This window comes from Streptococcus sp. CL6.22 (genome assembly GCF_049738055.1).
GTDB lineage: Bacteria > Bacillota > Bacilli > Lactobacillales > Streptococcaceae > Streptococcus > Streptococcus mitis_DJ.
On sequence record NZ_JBKOTV010000011.1, the window covers coordinates 74,299 to 90,052 of the forward strand.

10 protein-coding genes are annotated in these 15,754 nt (G+C 37.7%); all 10 read left to right on the top strand.

The genetic code is table 11. From position 1 onward, the window contains the following. The first annotated feature begins 11 nt into the window (after window positions 1–11). The gene (gene dltA, locus ACLNCW_RS07095) at window positions 12–1,562 is read left to right on the top strand and encodes a D-alanine--poly(phosphoribitol) ligase subunit DltA (protein ID WP_424845730.1); all 1,551 of its coding nucleotides are present in this window, start codon (window positions 12–14) and stop codon (window positions 1,560–1,562) included. Next, a complete protein-coding gene (gene dltB, locus ACLNCW_RS07100) occupies window positions 1,559–2,803 on the top strand; it encodes a D-alanyl-lipoteichoic acid biosynthesis protein DltB (protein WP_084953110.1) in 1,245 nt (414 codons plus the stop codon). Before dltA ends, dltB begins: the two co-directional genes overlap by 4 nt. Before the next feature lie 12 nt (window positions 2,804–2,815). Beyond that, window positions 2,816–3,055, top strand: coding sequence for a D-alanine--poly(phosphoribitol) ligase subunit DltC (dltC, locus tag ACLNCW_RS07105; RefSeq protein ID WP_000351967.1), 240 nt, complete (start codon window positions 2,816–2,818; stop codon window positions 3,053–3,055). Then, complete coding sequence (dltD, locus tag ACLNCW_RS07110; protein WP_084953108.1) at window positions 3,048–4,316, top strand: D-alanyl-lipoteichoic acid biosynthesis protein DltD; 1,269 nt, start codon at window positions 3,048–3,050, stop codon at window positions 4,314–4,316. Before dltC ends, dltD begins: the two co-directional genes overlap by 8 nt. 187 nt (window positions 4,317–4,503) lie before the next feature. Next, window positions 4,504–5,886, top strand: a complete 1,383-nt coding sequence (locus ACLNCW_RS07115) for a dTDP-4-dehydrorhamnose 3,5-epimerase family protein (RefSeq protein WP_424845733.1) — start codon at window positions 4,504–4,506, stop codon at window positions 5,884–5,886. Then, window positions 5,873–6,646: an alpha-1,2-fucosyltransferase gene (locus ACLNCW_RS07120; protein WP_424845735.1), complete on the top strand. Its 774-nt coding sequence runs from the start codon at window positions 5,873–5,875 to the stop codon at window positions 6,644–6,646. Before ACLNCW_RS07115 ends, ACLNCW_RS07120 begins: the two co-directional genes overlap by 14 nt. Window positions 6,647–6,667: 21 nt before the next feature. Continuing rightward, window positions 6,668–7,663, top strand: a complete 996-nt coding sequence (gene rfbB, locus ACLNCW_RS07125; protein ID WP_424845737.1) for a dTDP-glucose 4,6-dehydratase — start codon at window positions 6,668–6,670, stop codon at window positions 7,661–7,663. Window positions 7,664–7,694: 31 nt separating this feature from the next. Then, entirely contained in the window at window positions 7,695–9,281 is a 1,587-nt protein-coding gene (locus ACLNCW_RS07130) for a glycosyltransferase family 52 (RefSeq protein ID WP_424845739.1), read from the top strand. 6 nt (window positions 9,282–9,287) lie between these two features. Further along, a complete protein-coding gene (locus ACLNCW_RS07135; RefSeq protein WP_424845741.1) occupies window positions 9,288–10,538 on the top strand; it encodes a glycosyltransferase family 4 protein in 1,251 nt (416 codons plus the stop codon). 102 nt (window positions 10,539–10,640) lie between these two features. Further along, a complete protein-coding gene (locus tag ACLNCW_RS07140; protein WP_424845743.1) occupies window positions 10,641–15,668 on the top strand; it encodes an SIALI-17 repeat-containing surface protein in 5,028 nt (1,675 codons plus the stop codon). Window positions 15,669–15,754 lie beyond the last annotated feature (86 nt).

Below are 15,754 nucleotides of genomic sequence, written 5' to 3' on the forward strand. Positions count from 1 at the left end.
GAATTCCTATTGTGTCAAATAAACCAATAGTAGATATGATTGAAACCATTGAGCATTTTGCTCAGACACAGCCTAGCTATCCTGTTTACAATGTTTTGGGGCAGGAACACACTTATGGAGATTTAAAGGCTGATTCGGATAGTTTGGCTGCAGCCATTGATCAACTGGATTTGCCAGAGAAGTCTCCTGTGGTTGTTTTTGGTGGCCAAGAATATGAAATGTTGGCAACTTTTGTAGCGCTGACTAAGTCAGGTCATGCCTACATTCCAATTGATAGCCATTCGGCTTTGGAGCGAGTTTCAGCTATTTTAGAAGTAGCGGAGCCAAGTTTGATTATTGCCGTTTCAGACTTCCCATTGGAGCAGGTTTCTACGCCGATGATGACTCTAGCTCAGGTTCAAGAAGCCTTTGCTCAAGGGTCTAGATATGAGATCACGCATCCAGTCAAGGGAGATGATAACTACTACATTATCTTTACTTCTGGTACGACTGGTAAGCCAAAGGGAGTACAGATTTCACATGATAATCTCCTCAGCTTTACCAACTGGATGATTACGGACAAGGAATTTGCGACGCCAAGTCGTCCGCAAATGCTGGCTCAGCCCCCTTATTCTTTTGACTTGTCTGTCATGTATTGGGCACCGACCTTGGCACTGGGTGGTACACTTTTTGCCCTTCCTTCAGCTATTACTCAGGACTTTAAGCAACTCTTTGCGACCATCTTTTCATTGCCAATCGCTATCTGGACATCAACGCCTTCTTTTGCGGATATGGCCATGTTGTCAGAAGACTTTAATAGTGAGAAAATGCCTAGAATCACGCATTTCTACTTTGATGGAGAAGAATTGACGGTTAAAACGGCTCAAAAACTACGCGAACGTTTCCCAAATGCCCGTATTATCAATGCTTACGGCCCAACAGAAGCGACAGTAGCCCTGTCAGCTGTTGCTGTGACAGACGAGATGCTAGCGACTCTCAAACGCCTACCAATCGGTTATACCAAGGCTGATTCTCCAACCTTTATCATTGACGAGGACGGCAATAAATTGCCAAATGGCGAACAGGGAGAAATCATTGTTTCGGGACCAGCCGTTTCAAAAGGTTATATGAACAATCCTGAAAAAACGGCAGAAGCCTTCTTTGAGTTTGAAGGTCTACCAGCCTACCATACAGGAGATGTGGGAACTATGACAGATGAAGGCTTACTTCTCTACGGCGGACGCATGGACTTCCAGATTAAGTTCAACGGTTACCGCATTGAGTTAGAAGATGTCTCTCAAAACCTCAATAAGTCTCGCTTTATCGAGTCTGCTGTAGCTGTGCCACGTTATAATAAAGACCACAAGGTGCAAAATCTATTGGCTTATGTCATCTTGAAAGACGGTGTTCGTGAGCAGTTTGAGCGAGATATTGATATTACCAAGGCTATCAAGGAAGATTTAACAGATATCATGATGTCCTACATGATGCCGTCTAAATTCCTTTATCGAGACAGTTTGCCACTGACTCCAAATGGAAAAATTGACATCAAAGGATTGATTAACGAGGTGAATAAGAGATGATGGAGTTCTTTCAACAGCTTCCTCATTTAGAGCCATATGGGAATCCTCAGTATTTTGTCTATGTGATTGCTGCAACCTTGCCCATCTTTATCGGTCTCTTTTTCAAGAAACGCTTTGCCTGGTATGAAGTGCTGGTTAGTCTCTTCTTTATCGTCACCATGTTGGTAGGTGGGAAGACTAATCAATTGGCTGCCTTGGGTATTTACCTTTGTTGGGAAATATTGCTCTTGCTTTTCTATAAGCACTATCGAAAAAGTAAGGATGGCAAGTGGGTCTTCTACCTAGTTAGTTTTCTGTCCCTGCTTCCAATTATCTTTGTCAAGGTGCAGCCGGCTATCAATGGAACGCAGTCTTTGCTTGGGTTTTTGGGAATTTCTTACCTGACCTTTCGTTCGGTTGGGATTATCATCGAGCTGAGAGATGGAGTGATTAAGGATTTTACCCTCTGGGAATTCCTCCGTTTCCTTCTCTTCATGCCGACCTTTTCAAGTGGCCCAATCGATCGCTTTAAGCGATTTAATGAAAATTATCAGACCATTCCTGAGCGAGATGAGTTGATGGATATGCTGGATGAATCTGTTCGCTATATCATGTGGGGATTTTTGTACAAGTTTATCCTAGCTCATGTTTTAGGAGAGACCTTACTCCCTCCTCTGAAGAATCTAGCCTTGCAGTCAGGTGGTTTCTTTAATCTCTATGCCTTGGTAGTCATGTATACCTTTGGTCTGGAGCTCTTCTTTGACTTTGCAGGTTACTCTATGTTTGCTTTAGCCATTTCAAATTTGATGGGAATTCGTAGCCCTATCAACTTTAACAAGCCCTTTTTATCAAGGGATTTAAAGGAATTTTGGAATCGCTGGCATATGAGTCTCTCTTTCTGGTTCCGTGACTTTGTCTTTATGAGAATGGTCATGGTGTTGACCAGAAAGAAGGTCTTTAAAAATCGCAATGTAACCTCAAGTGTGGCCTACATTGTAAATATGCTGATTATGGGATTTTGGCACGGTGTGACCTGGTACTATATCGCCTATGGACTCTTTCATGGGATTGGACTGGTTATCAATGACGCTTGGATTCGCAAGAAAAAAACGCTCAATAAGGAACGGAAAAAAGCAGGGAAGCCTGCTCTACCTGAGAATCGCTGGATTCAGTTGCTTGGCATGGTTGTCACTTTCCATGTCGTCATGCTGTCATTCTTGATCTTTTCTGGATTTTTGAATGATCTATGGTTTAAAAAATAAAGGAAATAAAATATGGATATCAAATCAGAAGTTATCGAAATTATTGATGAGTTGTTTATGGAAGATGTTTCTGACATGATGGATGAAGATCTTTTTGATGCAGGTGTTTTAGATAGTATGGGAACGGTTGAATTGATTGTGGAGATTGAAAACCGTTTTGACATTCGTGTCCCTGTAACAGAGTTTGGTCGCGACGACTGGAATACAGCCAATAAAATCATAGCTGGTATTGTGGAGCTACAAAATGCTTAAACGCTTATGGATGATCTTCGGACCGGTCTTGATAGCTGGTTTGTTGGTTTTTCTGCTTATCTTTTTCTATCCTGCTGAGATGAGCCATGATCTGGGGGCTGAAAAGCGTTCGGCGGTGGCTACTACTATCGATAGTTTTAAGGAGCGAAGTCAAAAGGTCAGAGCACTATCTGATCCAAATATGCGTTTTGTTCCCTTCTTTGGCTCCAGTGAATGGCTTCGTTTTGACGGTGCCCATCCTGCGGTATTGGCTGAGAAATACAACCGCTCTTATCGCCCCTATCTTTTAGGACAGAGGGGAGCTGCCTCGCTCAATCAGTATTTTGGGATGCAACAGATGTTGCCACAACTGGAGAATAAACAAGTTGTATATGTTATCTCACCTCAGTGGTTCAGTAAAAATGGCTATGAGCCAGCAGCATTTCAGCAGTATTTTAATGGAGACCAGTTGACCAGTTTTCTGGAACATCAATCTGGGGATCAGGCTAGTCAATATGCAGCGACTCGCTTACTACAGCAGTTCCCAAATGTAGCTATGAAGGACATGGTTCAGAAGTTGGCAAGTAAAGAAGAATTGTCGTCTGCAGACAATGAAATGATTGAATTATTAGCTCGGTTTAATGAACGCCAAGCTTCCTTTTTTGGTCAGTTTTCAGTTAGAGGCTATGTCAATTATGATAAGCATGTAGTTAAGTATTTAAAGACCTTGCCAGACCAGTTTTCTTATCAAGCTATAGAAGATGTTGTTAAAGCAGATGCAGAAAAAAATACTTCTAATAATGATCTGGGAATGGAGAATTATTTCTATAATACGCAGATTAAGAAGGATTTGAAGAAATTAAAGGATTCTCAGAAAAACTTTACCTATCTCAAGTCGCCAGAATATAATGACTTGCAGTTGGTTTTAACACAGTTTTCTAAATCCAAGGTAAACCCAATTTTTATCATTCCACCTGTTAATAAAAAATGGATGGACTATGCTGGTTTACGAGAGGATATGTACCAACAAACGGTGCAGAAGATTCGCTACCAGTTAGAAAGTCAAGGGTTTACCAATATAGCAGATTTTTCTAAGGACGGTGGGGAAGCTTTCTTTATGAAGGATACCATTCACCTTGGTTGGTTAGGTTGGTTGGCATTTGATAAGGCCGTTGATCCCTTCCTATCCAATCCCACCCCAGCTCCGACTTACCATCTGAATGAGCGCTTTTTCAGTAAAGACTGGGCGACTTATGATGGAGATGTCAAGGAATTTCAATAGACGAATCATAAAATAATAAACGATTTAACTCTAAAAGTTAGACAATTAGTCTGATTTTTAGGGTTTTTCTTTTTACTAATAAAAATGTGTATTTATAGATATGGGTGTTTAAAAAGAATGACCTTCATCTGGCTAGAGAACTCATATAGTGGTATAATTTAAGAAACATAATGAAAATAGCTTTAGTGTGGATGCATTACAATATAGAGGGGAAAAGATGGATATAGATAGAACTATTTCAGTACAGATTCAAGGTTTGTTGGTGTTTGAAAGTCCTCTTCATCATGATGAGCGTGGCTATTTTTTAGAGAATTGGCGAAAGAAAGATTTGCTTGCAAATGGGGTGCCAGAGTCATTCTTTCATCATAAACTTCAAAATAATGTGTCTGTTTCAAAGCAGGGGGTTATCAGAGGGATGCATTGTCAGGGTTATGAAAAATTGATGACAGTAGCCTATGGTACTTTCAAAATGATTTTTATCGACCTACGAATAGATTCTCCAACTTACAAATCTGTAGATGTGATAGATGTCAAACCTGGTAGGGCTGTTTTTGTCCCTGGCGGAGTTGCTAATGGTGCACAGTCGTTAGTTAACAATGGGATATTGAATTACCTGGTTGTTGACTATTATGATCCACATAAAAACTATTTAGGTATTACACCATTAGACAAAGACGTTCATTTGTCGTGGGATTCTCTTTCAAAACCAATCATTTCTGAAAAAGACCAAGCTGCTAAATCTTTCAAAGAAGTTCTTGAAGTAATTGAATCAAGCAAGAAGAAAGTCGCCTTAATTGGCTCAACGGGTGCAGTTGGGAAAGTTTTATTTGATACATTAAGGAAGCAATCTGATATTGATTTAAGTTGTTTCAATAGAAATAATATTGAAGACGCTTTGAAAGGTTTTTATGATGTGGTGATTTGTACTGCTCCGTCATCAGAAAAATTATTAACTAATTTAGGTTTGAAAAATGATGATTCGGAAATAGAGAAATTATTAAACGTCCTAAAAAACATTCAGACAGGTCACATGATTTTAGTGTCTACGAAGTCTGTATTTGATAGTGGTACCAGATATAGCGCTATTCATCAAAAGATTTATAATAGCGTGATTGAAGCTCACAAAAATTGCAATACAATTTATATTATGGACACCTTATATGGAAAAATGCTGAAAAAGGGCTTTATCAACGATTTACTCTCTAGACAATGGACTTATATTTCAAATGATATTGTTTTGGACAAGCCTGAGTTAGAAAACTATTATCAAAAATTAAATGATCAGTTGTGGGCTTTAGTAGAGCCTTTGCCTGATGAACTGTTGAGGGATTTAGAGCCAATTTCTGATATTTATCCTGATGAGATGTGCTATCAAGTAACAGCAATAAATGATTTAGTTCGTCATCTGGTGGCGAATTTAAATAGAATCGATGGAGTGAAACTGGGTATCGATCAGTCTGAAATTTTTACAGGTAGACAAATAAAGAATTTATTAAAAAATCCTGACAATTCTATTTTAGGACAATACTTTAAACAGCAAAAAGGAGATTTTAATCTTGAAAATTTATGAAAATAATAGAGGTTTTCAACTAGGAAATTTGCTCTATCTTTTACTACAAGCGCATAGAGATCGGATGATGGGCTATGAGGAAAGTTATGTCTTACGAACAGGATATTTTCAGTTTGCCCAAACCTTTTTTCCAAAAACCGCTGTCTTATTTTCAAAAGCAAATGGTATTGAATTAGAAGATTTTGGTTATTTTCAAGAGGCAGGTGTTGACTATTCTTCAGAAGAATTGGACTCTTTTTGTAGAGAGTATTTGATTGAACCAGTAGTAGCTGCTTCCGCTCAATTTGAAGAGAAGAATGTGACAATTGCTATCAGAAGAACGGATTTTCTCAATGAACGAAATAGAAAAAATTACGGTTATAACTCTCAGTTGTATATCTGTTCTTGTTTAGACAAGATAGCAGACATTGAAGGGGCTGATTTTCAACATTTAACTATCCGAATTACTTCAGATGATGTTGCCTGGTGTCGTGAAGAATTGGTACCCTTTCTACATTCTCAGTACCATTTTGAAAATCCGATTATAGTTGAGGAGCAGGATATTCAAGATAACTTTTTACAACTGTATAGCTGTAACAAGTATTTCATTTGTCCCAATTCGACCTATTGTTACTGGGTAGGCTATATTTTAAGACTGACCAAGCCTTTTGTAAAAGTGTTTGTTCCTGATTTTAATACTTTACTTGAACAAAATGGAAAACAAATTGCAGATACAAGAGAATGGGAAGTTGTGAGTGTTGACCGTACTGGCTTTGAGTAAAATGTGTTAAAGGTAAAATAGATGAAATATAAAAATATCGTTGTGACTGGTGGAGCTGGTTTCATTGGTTCAAATTTTGTGCGATACCTAAAAGAGACTTATAAAGATATTCAGATTACGATTTTGGATAATTTGACTTACGCTTCTTCGCTGAAAACAATCGAAGATTTATTGGATGATAGGGTATCGTTTTATAAACTGGATATCGCAAATGAGTTGGAATTAAGCAACCATATTGATGAAGGAGTTGATTTGATTGTTCATTTCGCAGCAGAATCTTTTAATGACAAGTCTTTGCATGATACGTCTGTTTTTGTGAAAAGTAATATTGTCGGGACGCACAATCTTTTAGAGTTAGCTAGGAAGTATGATATCCGCTTCCACCATATTTCAACAGATGAGGTTTATGGGGACTTTCCATTGGAAAGTAAGGATAAATTTACTGAAAAAACGCAGTACAATCCGAGTTCTCCCTATGCCGCTACAAAGGCCTCTGCAGATTTATTGGTAAAAGCATGGGTTCGTTCTTTTGGAGTTAGGGCTACGATTTCCAACTGCTCAAACAATTATGGCCCTTATCAAAATCCTGAAAAATTTATCCCAAGACAAATCACCAATCTTTTAACTGGTCAGCAGGCAGTTCTATATGGAGCAGGACTGAATATTCGTGACTGGATTCATGTCAAAGACCATTGTCGAGCTATTGATACCATTATTGATAAGGGTGTGATTGGTGAGACCTACTTGATTGGGGTAAATAATGAGCGAACGAATATCGAAGTTTTACAGAAAATCTTGTTGCAGTTAGGAAAATCTCAGGAAGATTTCAAGTATATAGCAGATAGACCAGGACACGACCTTCGTTATGGAATTGATGCTAGTAAGTTATATACTGAATTAGGCTTTACGCCTCTCTACGTGGATTTTGATAAGGGATTAAAAGAAGTTATCCGTTGGTATCAAGACCATGAAGATTGGTGGAAAGAGATGATCGCACAAAAGCAAGATGCTAAGTAAGAGTTTGTAAGGATTTTATGAGGAGGTAAATGTGGAAAATATCATTTTTTGTTCTTCCCCATTTCAAGTTTTAGTCGCAAAAGAAGTTGTTCAGACTGTTTCAGAAGACTTTATCGGGATTTATTTAAAGATGTCAAATGATGCGAGACAGGAGTTTTATGCTGAACGAATGGCAGAATTTTGTAAGGAAGTCCTTGTTTTAGAAGGAAAAACAGTCTTTAATGATATTCAGGAAGCCTTAAAAGACAGGTCCATTCGCAATATCTATCTAGCAAGTTTAGATAATCCTGTGGCTCTTAGTATCTTTAATCCTAGCACAATGAGTTTGTACACTTTTGATGATGGTAGTACTTCCATTGTACCTCTCAATCTCTATACACAAAATCTTGAGAGGGGCATTCCGTATACAAACTTTACCTTAAGAGAGGTTATGTCTTTGTCAAATAGACATTACACGGTATTTGAGGACTGTATCCTTTTCCCAAAAGAGAAGCAGGTTTTTCTAAGACTTTACCTTGAACCAAGTCATTTTCATAGGGCTAAAAATGGTAAGAAAATAAGCGTTTTTCTGGGGCAATTTTTAGGATCCCTCCTTTATCAGGAAGATTTGGAAATTACCCAAAAATTGACTGCTAAAGTTTTAGATGAGCAGAGGATTGATTATTACTATCCCCATCCTAGAGTACCTTTGAATCCTTATCAAGATAAATTAAAAGAAACTAGATTTTGCTTTGAAGAAGAAATTTATCTTTTGCTAGAGGAGTATGAGTTCGTTGAGGTACACGGTTTTTACTCAACTTCGCTTTTATTGGTCAAAGATATAGAGGGTGTATCGGTTCACGGGTATCGGACCTTTTTAACAACTCATGAATCAAATGTTTTTGCAAAACGAGGTGTGCCCTATCAAAATGTGTCTCAATCAGACACACCTGTTGACATTGTTATGCCTGTCTATAATGGTGCTGAAACCATTAGTCAAACGATTGATTCTGTTTTAAATCAAACCCATCAAGCCTTTCGACTGTTCATTGTGGATGATGGCTCGACAGATAATACAGAGGAAGTATGTAAACCTTATCTAGTAGACGAACGAGTACAGTATATCAGGGAAAGTCATAAAGGGATTTCAGAAACGTTAAATCGTGGAGTCAGACTGTCTCAAACAGCTTATGTAGCCAGACAAGATGCAGATGATGTATGGATGCCTTGGCACTTAGATTTTCTCTTGCAAGAGTTAGAGAAAAATCCTCAATTGGACCTTATTGGAGCTAGAGTCGTCGCAGAAGAAGATGCTATAACAGATAAAATCAAACGGAATCCATCCCATCACTTATCAGGAGAAAAATTATGGTTAGAGCTTGCTTATCAAAATGTCTTTAATCATTCAACTGTCATTTTTAAACGCTCTTCCTATGATGAGGCAGGAGGCTATGATGCTAAGTGTGATGGGTTTGAAGATTGGCATTTATGGGCTCGCATGGTCACAAAGGACAATGCTTTAGTGTTGAATGTTATGACAACTTACTATCGCTTATCGGAGCGTCATAAACGAGGAATGGCTTTCCGTGCAAGACTAGCAAAAAGTCGTGGATTAAGATTGGAAGATGTATTGGACTAAGAAACTATGGTGAAAGTATTTACAATAAAAGAAGGCGTTCCTGTAAGCACTTATGGCTTTGAAAGAAGCCAATTGGCACGCCAAGAAATTTTTAAAAGTCTGTCCCTAGAACAGGAAGTCGTTCTAACAAATCTGGAAAATTTTGTACCGAATTTTGTAGAAATGCTAGAAAAACTTGGTTTTGAAAACTTCTATCATGTTATTTTTGACCAGTCCAATCTGGCTAGACAAAAGCCGAGTGTAGACAAAGAATTTATTCAAGAGCTAGATCATGTCAGTGAAGTAGAGTACACAACAGAAGGATATGTAGGTCTAGTTCATTATCAAAATGGAGATGTAGAATGTTATACCTCTCAATTACTGTATCGATTCCAATATCAAGAAAATCTTTTTACTCTTTATGATAGTAAAGGGGAGTTGCTAAAAGGTGATGTGAGTGAAAATTACCATTCTTACCAAAACCTAAGAAGTGGGGAAACCTACACTCAATGGCAGTTAGTTAGTCTCTATCTAGCGAACAATTCTACAGTGGAAGATCGCTTCATAATTGATATGGTCAATGAATATCCTCTTCAATTGAGGAAATTTTTCCAAAATACCGGAAGAAAGCTATTTGCTTATACCCATTACAATATTTTAGCCCCCATGATGAAGTTTGTTTTACAAGCGTGGTGCCAAAATATCGTTGCAAGTCCAGTTTTGGAGCAGTTGATAGGGAAAGAAAAAGTTCGCTTTTTGCCTCCAATGTTTGTGGATGGAGTTTTGGAAAAAGAATATGAAAGAGTCACCGATTGGTGTATTGTTGGTAATATGACGATGATCAAACGTTGTGCCTGGGCGATTGAGGCTTTCAGACAAGTGCCGGGTAGCCAGTTAACGATTTATGGTAACTTACCAGATGGCTATAGCCAGAAAGATCTGCCGTCGAATGTTCATTATGCAGGCTTTTTAGAAGAGGTCCCTTATGAGAAGCATCAAGGCTATCTCTCCTGTTCAATGAGTGAATGCTTTGCCAATGCGGCTGTAGAAGCATCTGCCAGGGGGTTGATCTGTCTTTTGTCTGATACAGATTTAGCTCATAGATACTATAAGAGTCAGTCCAAAGGTGTCACAACATTTGGTGACATTGGGGAGTTAATTTTGTGGCTCAATGCTTATCAAAAAGAAGGTCGTTACTCGTCAGCAACATTCTCTAAGGCCTATCAAAAAAAGGAAATTCTGGATATGTATAAGTATGTATTATCCTTAGAAATATGATATAATTGAAAGCGTAAAACTTTCTTAGTTTTATAGTTCTTAGCGCACATTTTATAGATTCAAAATATAAAAAACAATGAAATTTTAGGAAGGCGATGTTTTATGTTTCATACTGATAGACAGGAGAAATTTTCTCTTCGTAAGTATAAAGATGGTCGAACAGATTCCAAGTTAATCGGTGCAACGATTTTGGCAACAGGTGTGGCTTTAGCTGTTGGTGCAAGCCCAGTAGCTGCTAATGTTACTTCTAATGGTACAGATACTGCTACAATGGTGACCGATACATCGAAAGTAGCTTCAACATCAGCCACAACTTTTATAGATGATAAAGATGCATCTAAAACAGTAAAAGTAGATGCGGTATTAGAAAAAGGAACTGCTGAACCGACAAAAGCCAACAGCAATACAGGCGATGCTGATGGTACTGATACTCTAAATGTTAAATCAGAAGCAACTGTCAATTACAAATTGGATTCTGATAAATCGTTACTAAAATCAGAAACAGTAGAAGCGGGAACAGGTACTGTAAAAACTCCTTATGATAAAAAAGGTCTTGCTTACGATACAGATGGTAAAGACTACCGTGAATCAACTGTGACTCAACCAGGAACTGTTGTGTCTAAAGATACTGGAAAAAAAGATACGGTAGAAGCTAACGGTAAAGTCTATGAGTATGCTGGAAAATCTGAAGTAGAAGGTGCTGATAAGCTTACTTATGATAAAACGCATTTCAACGATATTGAAGCAGCAGTATCTCCCGAAGGAATGCATAACAAACTAGGTGAGATTGACTATACAAAAACAAAAGGCAAAGTTTACTTAGTTGAAGAAACAGCTGATGGACAATACGGTAAGTATGTTGTAGCAGATAATGGAGTAACTAGCGATGAAGATGCTGTTACAAAATGGAATGATGGTCAAGCTGATGCTAAAGAGTTTACTAAAGCTAATGTAACTCTTCAAAAAGGTGATACAGTTCTTGTTCTTGATAAAGATACGTATGCAGTAGGTCAAGGTAAATCTATTAAAAAAATCAAAAAAGGAAATATTACTTTCTCAGTAGAAGGAAAAATAGAAGTAACAAAGAAAGACAGAGGCTATTTCTCAACTTATATTGTAGACGACTATACTTTTGATGGACCTAAAGTCAACCATTATTATACACCTGGCGCAGATGGAATTTATGGGACTGCTGATGATGTAGAAAAAACACCTAGCGAAGATCCTACTTACGCATTATTAGGTTTTGGAACTGGTTATTCTGGGTCTGAAGTACAAAATTTAGCAACAGGTGATGAATATAGTTATGATTATAGACTAAATAAATCTCAATCATCATTAAAAGATATTTTAAAAAATTATACGGTTGCTAATTATAAAGCTTTAGAGTTCTTAGAAGGAAAAGCGACAGATGCAACTGAAAGAGAGAAAGTTCAGGCGGCTAAAGCGCGTTTAGATGCACATCTAAAAACTTTAGAAGATGATATCCAATCTGGGAAAGTGGAACTAGGATTGATAAAAACTGGGAGACGTGCTGGGGAATTTGTTTTGCATGCTCCTATAGACCTTAATACAGGGTATATTTCATCTGCTTCTGAAGATAAATTCAAAAAAATGTTAGCAGGTTTTCCGGAAATTATTGGAGAAGTATCGGTTACTGCAGCTAAAACAGATACTACAGAACTTCAAGATGGTAAATATAGAGAAATCCACACGACTACAGTATATAAATATACTCCAGATGATTATTCTCCACACGCTTACATTGATGTTATAACAACTAAAAAAATTAAAGAGTACACTGTTTATACTGGTAAGCCAGATGACTATATTCCATTAGTGGAAACTGAACCTGATAAAGAAACGACTGTAACTACGTTAGTTAATAAAGGAAAAGTTGAAATTGCTGCAGACGGTACAGTAACAGTTACAGGAGATGCAAAAGTAACAGATGAAAAGTATATTCCTACAGAAACTGTTGCTGAAAATAAATACATCATTAGTGGTGATAATGGTACAAGAACTCGTACAGAAACAACTGAATCAGCGACATTCACTAAAAAAGAAATTATCACACCAATCCGCGCTTACAAGGTAATGGGTGAAGAAAAACCAGTAGTAACTCATTACTACAACTTAAAAATCACAAAAGAAGAAGCGGGAACTGCAACGGCTACTAAACAAGGTAGCGTCGTTATCAAGTACGTCACAACTGATGGAAAACAATTAAAAACAGAAACTGATAAAGATAATGTTACATTAGAAACAAAAACTATCGTAAGCTTATATTCAGGTGAAACAAAAGTTGACGAACGCACTGATGTTAAAACAGTAGAACAAAACTATGACACGACACCAAAACAATATCCAACCTTAGTGGATGCTGATACTGGATTTACATACGAGTATGTAGGTCTAAAACAAGGTTCTCCAGCTGCTAGCGGTAAAGTCGTAGAAGGAACAACAGAGGTTGTTTACGAATATCGTCTAGTAAGTGAAGAAGAGAAAACTCCGTCTAAATCAGAAGTTACAAAAACAGGTTCTGTTGATGTGAAACACGTTGTGATCAACGAAGATGGAACGTTAAAAACATTAAAAGAAACAGAAGTAGTGAAAGATAAAGTGCCAGTTGAGTATGAAGATACTTATGTAACTTACTCAAAAGGTGTAAAAGTATCTGAACGTAAAGAAAAACGTACAGTTACAGAAAAATACGACACTACTGATAAACAATACCCAACGCTAAAAGATGAAGCTACAGGTTTAGTTTATAAATATGTAGGGCAAACATCTGACTCAGCTCCAGTAACTGGTGACGTTACTGAAGGTGAAAAACACGTTATCTACAGCTATGTGTTAGATAAAAAAGAAGATGCAACTCCGACAGTAACTGAAGCTAAAGGTTCAGTAGTTGTTAAGTACGTTGATGCTGATGGTAATGAAATCAAAGATTCTGCGAATGTAGTGACGGATGCAGTTGTTAAAACAACGAAAACATACGCTACTAAGTCAGGAGAGGTTGTCCTATCAACACGTGATGAAGTAACAGAAAATGATGTAAACTACAATGCTGCTGAGAAGAAAGTAGATACAATCACTAAAGATGGTAAGAAATATGTCTTCCGTGGAGTGTATGAAGTTTCTGATAAATACAACAATGTATTAGAAGAAACAGGTAAGATAAAAGAAGGAACTACAACAGTTGTATACCAATACGATTACGTTATTCCGGTAGATCCAACTAAACCTAATGAAGGAGAAAATACTCCTCCAAAACCAGAGGATAAGATTCCTAATGACCCACAAAACCGTTCATACAAAGACTTAGGTCTCTTAAAAGAAGTCAAACGTGATATCACTTATGTTTACGAAAATGGACCAAAAGCAGGGCAAGAAGCAAGTGCACCTGTTAACCAAAATGCTCGCTTCACAAGAACTGCAGAAATCAACTCTAGAACTGGAGAAGTTGTCTACACAAGCAACTGGACTCCAGAACAAAAACTTGCAGAAGTAGTGTCACCAAAAGTCGATAAATATGCAGTTGATAAAGAAAAAGTAGCTGAATTAGCAGTAACGCACGAATCTGAAGACAGTAGCGAAATTGTTAAATACCGTGAAAATCCTGAAATTATCGAACATGATGCGGCAAAAGACAAAAAAGGTTCTGTAGTTGTTAAGTATGTAGACGCTCAAGGAAATGAAATCAGTGAAGCGGTAACTGTTAAAGATAATGCAGTAGTAGAAAAAGCTACGACAAAAGTCTATGCAAATCGTGAAGAAACTACTTATACAGCAACAAATGAAGAATACAGCACTGTAGAGAGTCGTAAAGACGTTATCGAAGCTAATGGTAAGAAATATAAATACAGTGGTATTTACGCAGTTTCTGATAAATACAATAATGTATTAGAAGAAACAGGTAAGGTGAAAGAAGGAACTACGACAGTTGTATACCAATACGATTATGTTATTCCAGTAGATCCAACGAAGCCTAACGATGGTAATCAAAATCCTCCAAAACCAGAGGATAAGATTCCTAATGATCCAAAAGGTCGCACCTACAAAGATTTAGGTTTACTAACAGAAGTGAAACGTGATATCACTTATGTTTATGAAAATGGACCAAAAGAAGGACAAGAAGCAAGTGCACCAGTGAACCAAAGTGCTCGTTTCACAAGAACTGCCGAAATCAACAGTAGAACTGGTGAAGTGACGTATACAACTGATTGGACTCCAGAACAAAAACTTGTTGAAGTAGTGTCACCAGAAATCAAAGATTACACTGTGGATAAAGCTAAGGTAGATGAATTAACTGTAACACATGAATCAAAAGATTCAGCGGTTGTTGTTAAGTATTCTCAGAATAAACCAAACAGTGTACGTGATTACGCAAAAGATAAAAAAGGAACAGTTATCGTTAAATTCGTAGATATTAATGAAAACTTCCTTGCGGATGATGTAGTAGCTAAGAACAATGTCATTGTAGCTGAAGCGACAACTACAATTATTGACGGCAAAGAAGAAACTACATATAAAGCTACCGGAGAAGAGTATGCTGTGACAGCTCCTGAGACTATCGAGGTAGATGGAGTAACATTCCGATTGAAACGTGTTCTTCCAGCAGGTGATAAGTTTAAAAATACTGTGGAAGAAAAAGGATTGGTTAAAGAAGGTGTTACTACTATTGTTTATCAATATGTAATGCAAATTGATGCTCCAAAAGTTGAAGTGCCAGAATTTGAAGGTGGAGTAGTTCCGTTAGATCCGCCAACTGTGGAGATTCCAGAGCTGAAGATTCCTGAAGAACCAAAACCACAGCCAGAGCCAAATCCAATTCCGACTCCAACTCCAGCTCCTGCACCTACACCACAACCAGCTCCAACACCTCAACGAAACGAGACTCCAAAACCACCTGTACCTGTGGCGGAAGATTCGGGAACACCGGCAGTTCCGAACAAACCAGTACCTTCAAATTACAATCCGGATGGAAACACTTATCCAGCTCCATCAACTGAGGTAGCTCAATTGCCAAATACTGGTACGGAATCGAACGCAGCCTTGGCAGCATTCGGATTTGTTGGAATTTTGAGTGGTCTAAGTATCGTTCTTCGTAAGAAGGATAATGAGTAAAATTTGTTCAAAATTTTAATGAGTTTCTAGTTATAAATTCTAGACCTCTTGAGTGAGGTAAAGTATGTATTTGGAGAAGACTTTTC

Coding starts and splice junctions, on each gene's coding strand:
- dltC (WP_000351967.1), top strand. CDS start 2,816: ATGGATATCAAATCAGAAGTTATCGAAATTATTGATGAGTTGTTTATG.
- dltD (WP_084953108.1), top strand. CDS start 3,048: ATGCTTAAACGCTTATGGATGATCTTCGGACCGGTCTTGATAGCTGGT.
- ACLNCW_RS07135 (WP_424845741.1), top strand. CDS start 9,288: ATGGTGAAAGTATTTACAATAAAAGAAGGCGTTCCTGTAAGCACTTAT.
- rfbB (WP_424845737.1), top strand. CDS start 6,668: ATGAAATATAAAAATATCGTTGTGACTGGTGGAGCTGGTTTCATTGGT.
- dltB (WP_084953110.1), top strand. CDS start 1,559: ATGATGGAGTTCTTTCAACAGCTTCCTCATTTAGAGCCATATGGGAAT.
- ACLNCW_RS07140 (WP_424845743.1), top strand. CDS start 10,641: ATGTTTCATACTGATAGACAGGAGAAATTTTCTCTTCGTAAGTATAAA.